The organism is Micrococcus lacusdianchii (assembly GCF_023155805.1).
Classification (GTDB): Bacteria; Actinomycetota; Actinomycetes; order Actinomycetales; family Micrococcaceae; genus Micrococcus; species Micrococcus lacusdianchii.
Genome location: NZ_JAKNUW010000039.1, coordinates 1 through 5,776, shown reverse-complemented (window position 1 = coordinate 5,776; position 5,776 = coordinate 1). Strand labels below are relative to the sequence as shown.

General features: G+C 77.0%; 5 protein-coding genes and 1 pseudogene. All 6 read right to left on the bottom strand.

The features are described 5' to 3' along the window. Positions 1-1,017, bottom strand: a pseudogene (locus MA879_RS12135) (hypothetical protein); the annotation flags it as partial. After that, positions 1,014-1,625, bottom strand: coding sequence for a DedA family protein (locus tag MA879_RS12130; protein WP_248126845.1), 612 nt, complete (start codon positions 1,623-1,625; stop codon positions 1,014-1,016). The pseudogene MA879_RS12135 and the gene MA879_RS12130, both read right to left, overlap by 4 nt. Next, positions 1,622-2,677 carry a pseudouridine synthase gene (locus tag MA879_RS12125; protein ID WP_248126842.1) on the bottom strand — a complete coding sequence of 352 codons (1,056 nt, stop codon included), beginning with the start codon at positions 2,675-2,677 and terminating at the stop codon, positions 1,622-1,624. The genes MA879_RS12130 and MA879_RS12125 overlap by 4 nt, the downstream gene beginning before the upstream one ends. An 89-nt stretch (positions 2,678-2,766) precedes the next feature. Continuing rightward, entirely contained in the window at positions 2,767-4,011 is a 1,245-nt protein-coding gene (locus MA879_RS12120; RefSeq protein ID WP_248126839.1) for a glucose-1-phosphate adenylyltransferase family protein, read from the bottom strand. A gap of 105 nt (positions 4,012-4,116) precedes the next feature. Then, positions 4,117-5,178, bottom strand: coding sequence for a DNA-formamidopyrimidine glycosylase family protein (locus MA879_RS12115; RefSeq protein WP_248126836.1), 1,062 nt, complete (start codon positions 5,176-5,178; stop codon positions 4,117-4,119). Between the two features lie 154 nt (positions 5,179-5,332). Then, the coding region (locus MA879_RS12110; RefSeq protein ID WP_248126833.1) for a hypothetical protein at positions 5,333-5,776 on the bottom strand (444 nt) is incomplete at its 5' end.

Below are 5,776 nucleotides of genomic sequence, written 5' to 3'. Positions count from 1 at the left end.
GATCTCGGCAGCGGCGCGCTCCCGCTCGCGCTCGGCGGCCTCCGCCTCCTCGCGGGCGCGGCGCTCGGCCTGCACCCGGGCGCGCTCCGCGGCCACCGTGGCCTCGCGCTCCCGGCGGGCCCGCTCCGTCTCCCGGCGCTCGGCCTCCTCGCGGGCGCGGCGCGCCTTGTCCTCCGCCGCCTCCCGGCGGGCCCGCTCGGCCTCCCGCTGCCGACGGCGGCGCTCCTCCTGGCGGCGGCGTCGGGCGAGCAGCGCGGCCTGACGGCGCCGCTCAGCGTCCTGGGCGCGCTCGTGCCGGCGTCGTTCCTCGTCGTCCAGGCGGGCCTGGGCGGCGGCGACCTCGCGCTCGTGCGCGTGGACCTCCTCCTCCGCGGCCCGCAGCTCGGCCGCGCGGGCCAGCTCGCGCGCCTCCGCGAGCCGGCGGGCGCGGTCCAGGGCGGCCGCCTGCGACTGGGCCCGACGCTCGCGGAGGCGTTCCTGCCGGTGGCGCTCGCGCTCGGCGCGGCGCGCGTCCTCGGCGCGGGCGCGCTCGGCCTCGACCTCCTCGGCGCTCCGGGCGGCCCGCAGGCGCTCCGCGTACTCACGCTCCCTCAGGGCGGTCTCCTCGGCACGTCGGCGCGCGGCCTCCGCGGCCCGACGGCGGCCCTCCTCCCGCTCCCGACGGCGTCGCTCCTCCCGGGCCTGCCGGCGGCGGTGCACCGCCTCACGGCGCTCGTCCGCGGCACGGACGGGCAGCAGGCGGCCGAGTGTGTCGGCCAGCGGGCCGGTGACGCGACCCAGGTGCGGGCTGCCGAGCCGGTCCAGCAGGTCGCTGAGGTCGGCCCGGGCGCGGGGCTCGGCGTCGGGGGCGGACACCGCGGCCTCGGTGGCGTCCGCCTCGCCGCGCAGGGCGCGGGCGTGACGGGCGATCTGCTCGGCGGTGAGCCGGCCGGGGGCCGCGAGGGCGCGCCGGGGGCGGGCGGCGCGGCGCGGGCGGGGGGAGGCAGCGTCGGAGGAGTCCGGGTGCCCGTCGCTCATGCCCGCCCCTTTCCGCGCCGTCTCCACGCGATGACCGCCGCCACCGCCAACCCCAGAAGCGTACCCACAATCAGCCCCACCGCCGCGGACGCCCACCACGGCAGACCGGTGGTGCTCCCGGTGGCCCAGCCCAGCCCCACCATGTACAGGCTCCACGTCAGCGAGCCCGTGCCGGAGAGCCAGAGGAACGGCCGCCAGCGCATGCCCACCACGCCCGCGGCCGCCATGGACGCGGTGCGTCCCCCGGAGACGAAGCGCAGCACGAACAACCCCGCCAGGGACGACGCCGGGCCCGCCGTCGCGAGGACCCGGCGGACGCCACGGTGCACCGTGCGGCCCCACGCCCAGCGTTCCAGGACGGTGATGAGGCGGAAGCGGAAGAGCGCGTACAGGCCGACGTCGCCGAGCCAGCAGCCGAGCCACGCCGTGAGCACGGAGAGCGGGAGCGAGACGCGGCCGGCCGCGGCGAGGGAGCCGGAGCCGATCACGAACACCTCGGAGGGCACGGGAGGGATCGGGGCGTCGAGGGCGACGAGCAGTGCGGTGAGCGGGTGGAACCAGCCGCCCAGGGAGGGGAGCAGACCCTCGGGACTCGTCAGGTCCGTCATGCCGGCCGCTCCTGCAGCTGGGCGGGGGAGACGAACTCCCGCGCCTCGCCCGTGACCGGGTCCGTGAACGCCAGCGAACGGGAGAGCAGCTGGAGGGGCCGGGAGAGGTCGTCCGGGGCGGCGTCGAGCAGGTCCGGGTAGAAGGGGTCGAACGCGATTCCCAGTCCGAGCGCGGCCAGGTGGATGCGCAGCTGGTGGGTGCGTCCGGTGCGCGGGGACAGGCCGAAGCGCACCACGGTCCGGCTGGCGAGAGTGCCCGCGGACGTGCCGACGTCGAGCACCTCGATCCGCGTCTCCGCGTTGGCCCCGGTGTGGGCCAGGTTCGACGTCCTCGTGCGGACCCGCGCCCCGGCGGCGCGGCCCGAGGCGGCCGCGGGGATCTCCTCCGTGACGGAGCGCAGCACGCCCTTGTCCTTGCGGATCCGGCTGCGCATCACCAGGGGGAAGCGGTCGAGCAGGGCCGCGGTGTGGGCGTCGTCGGGGGTGTCGTCGCCGGCGCCGTCCGGGGCGGCGGGCAAGGCGCACACCGCCTCGTAGCGCTTGGTCACCGCGCGCCGCTCGAAGAGCAGGTGGTAGGCCCCGCGGGTGGCCGGGTCGCACGAGAACATCACGACGCCGGCGGTCGCCCGATCCAGCCGGTGCAGGGGGACGAGGTCGTCGATGCCCAGCTCGTTGCGCAGCCGGACGAGCGCCGTCTCCTGGACGAACCGCCCGCCGGGCGTGGTGGGCAGGAAGTGCGGCTTGTGGATCACCACGAGGCGCTCGTCCCGGTGCAGGAGCCGGTGTTGCACGGGCAGCGGCTCCTCGTGCGGGACCTCGCGGTAGTACCAGAGGTCCTCGTGGACGCCGAGGGGGGTGTCCGCGGGGATGGGGCGGCCGTGCCGGTCCACCACCTCGCCGCGGGCGAACCGCTCGCGGATGCCGTCCGGGTCCACGTGGCCGAAGCGGTGGAGGACATGCCCCTGGACGGTCTCCCCGGGACCGGCGGCGGGCAGGCGCAGGCGGGTGGCGTTGACGCCGTCGCGCGGCGGCAGGGGGGAGGGGACGGGCACGGCACCGATTCTCCCAGGTCGGCAGGCGGAGGACGGCCGGGTCCGCCGCCCGCCGGACCGGGATCGGCGCGGCAGGGTCGGCTGTGCGGTCAGTCCGCGGCCTGGCCCACTCCTGTGGTCTCGTCGTCGGCGTCCGGGTCGGTCAGATCCGGCACGAGCACCGCGATGTCCTCGGCGCGCTCGGCCGAGCCGATCGTCTCCCCCTCGGGGATCGTCGCGCCGACGTCGGCGATCACGGTGTCCAGCACCGCGCCGGCGGGCACCGTGGCCTCACCGAAGAGGATCGAGTTGCGCACCCGGGCGCCCTCGGACACCACGACGCCGGGCCCGATCACCGAGTCCTCCACCTCGCCGGCCACGTGCGCGCCGGGGCTGACCAGCGACCCGGCGATGCGCGCGGTCCGCTCGATGCGGGCCGGCGGGGCGGCCACGGGGTTCGTCAGCACCGGCCAGCCGGGCGCGTCCAGCCGCAGCCCGGTGCCGTCCAGGATCTCCCGGTGCGCGCGGTGGAAGGCGTCTAGGGTGCCGATGTCCCGCCAGTAGCCCTCGAGGCGGTGCTCGCGGACCCGGCCGCGGGCCACGAACGCCGGGATGATCGTCTCCCCGTAGTCGCCGAGGGAGCTGGCCACGGGGTCGCCGTCCTCGTCCACGTCCTCCGACGGGTCCGGCACGTCCTCCTGCTCGGCGACCAGACGGTCGATGACCTCCTGCAGCGCCGCCACGGAGAACACGAAGATCTCCGTGGCCACGAGGTCGCCCTCGGGATCCTCGGGCTTGTAGTCGTACCCGGTGACGGCGCCGTCGTCGTCCACCTGCACGACGCCGAAGCGCGAGGGGTCCTCGTCCGTCACCGTGGTGACCATGGTCAGCTCGGCCCCGGACTCCCGGTGCCCGGCCAGCACCGGGCGCAGGTCCATCTGGTAGAGGTGGTCGGCCGAGAGCACGACCACGGTGTCCGCCCCGAAGAGGGTGAGCAGCGGCACCTGCTGGGCCAGGGCGTGGCCGTTGCCGGAGGCGAACCCCTCCTCGGCCCGCCCCTGGGCGGGGGGCAGGATCCGCAGCCCGTGGCGCGTGCCGTCCAGGTCCCACGGGCGGCCGCCGGCCAGGTGCTGGTTGAGCGTGAAGGGGCGGTACTGCTCGGCGATCCACACGTCCCGCAGCCCGGAGTGCACCAGGTTGGAGAGCACCACGTCGATCAGCCGGTAGGTGCCGGCCAGCGGGATCGCGGGCTTGGACCGGGCCGCGGTGAGCGGGTCCAGGCGGCTGCCGCGGCCGCCGGCGAGCACGAGCGCGACGGTGGCGCCCTCGGGGTCGTTCGGGAACGGGTCGGCCATGGTCTGGTCTCCTTCAGGCTCGTCTCCCCCGCCCAGGTCAGGGGCGGGGCGGAGTGAATCTATCCGCACCGGCCGCCCGCATGTCAGGGGTGGGGTGCGTGAGCGTCACCGCTGGCAGGTGCGGCACCACCACAGCTGGCGCTCGTCGTCCTCGGGGGAGCCGTACTCCTCGAACGTCACCGGTGCGCCGCAGCGCAGGCAGGGGGTGGCCCGGTGCCCGTAGACCCAGTAGTGCGGACCGCGCGGGCGGGGCGCATCCCCGGGCCGCCGCGGCCCGGCGCCGGAGGTGCTGGCACGGCCGTGCGCATCGGAGGGGTCTCGGGTCACAGCGTCGGGGGCCGCGGCGTCGACGTCGGCGCCGCCGTCCGCCGCGCCCGTGCCGAGCGGGCGGGGGAGCCCGCCGGGGAAGCCCCGGTCCGGGACGAGCACCTCGATCCCGTACGGGCGCTCCCGGTTCCCCTTGACCCCCGTGGTGGTGCGGGCCCAGCCCGTGTACGGCGCGGACGGCGGGACGTTGGCGCGCAGCAGGTCCCGGGCGATCGTCAGCAGCCCCGGCACGTCCGGGACCGCGCCCACCGGCCGGTGCGGGTCCAGGCCCGCCAGCAGCAGCGACTCGCATCGGTAGATGTTGCCGATGCCGCACGTGGTGCGCTGGTCCAGCAGCGCCAGGCCCACGGGCCGCTCCGGCCGGGCGGTGAGGCGGCGGACGCCCTCGGCGAGCAGCTCCTCGGCGCGGGCGGGCTCGTCCCACGCAGGGTCCAGCAGGTCCGGGCCGAGGTGGCCCAGCAGGCGGTCCTCCTCGGCGGTCGGGACGAGGTCCAGCCGGCCCAGCTGCGCCCCCAGCACCCGGTGCTCGGCGGTCTCCAGCACGCAGCGCACCTGCCAGCCCGGGGCGCCCCACCGTGCGTCGAGGTCCGTGACCAGCCAGCGGCCCTCCATCTTCAGGTGGGAGACCAGGGTGAGCGGCCGTGCGTCGGGCCGGTCCGCCGGTGGGGTGAGCCGCATGAGCAGCCACTTGCCGCGCGGCTCCACCTCCGCCACGGTCCACCCCGCCAGGCGGGCAGTGGCGTGCTGCGGCACCCGCAGGTCCGCGTGCGTCAGGACGCGGCCGGCCAGCACCGGGCGGAGCCGGTGCGCAGCACGGACCAGGGAGTCGCCCTCGGGCATGGCTCAGTCGGTGCCGGAGCCGGCGGGGACGGCGGCGATGGTGGTCATGGCCCCGAACCTACCCCGCCCCACCCCCAGGGAACGTCGGTCGAGTCATCGGGGGTGTCCTGCCCCAGGACCTCCGATAGGTCAACCAGCGCGGTGGGTGGGGCGGTCAGCTGCGGAACCGGATCCCCGAGGGGCTCGAGTAGAACCCGGCAGCGAGCATCGCCTCCGCCAGGGGCGTGCCCAGCAGCGGGGCACCGTTGACCTTCTCCAGGCTCAGCCGCTCCGTCCGGGCCGCGCGCAGCGCCCACACGAGCGCCTCCGCCGCGGCGCGCAGCCGCAAGGCGTCCGATGTGAAGCACAGCAGGGTCTTCCCGCCGCGCTCCATGTAGAGGGTCAGCTCGCCGTGCACCAGAACGACGACGGCGCCCGCCTTCCGCCCCGGACGGTGCCCCGTGGGCGGCACGCCGTCCGGGCCCGCGGGCACGTCCGGCCAGTCCAGGGCCGCGCCGTAGGGGTTGGCCGGGTCCGTGGCCGCGAGCGCGAGCGCGGGCGGCGGCGGGTCCTCGCGGGGCCCGCCGGGTGCGCCGGGCCCGCCGGGTGCGCTGGGGCC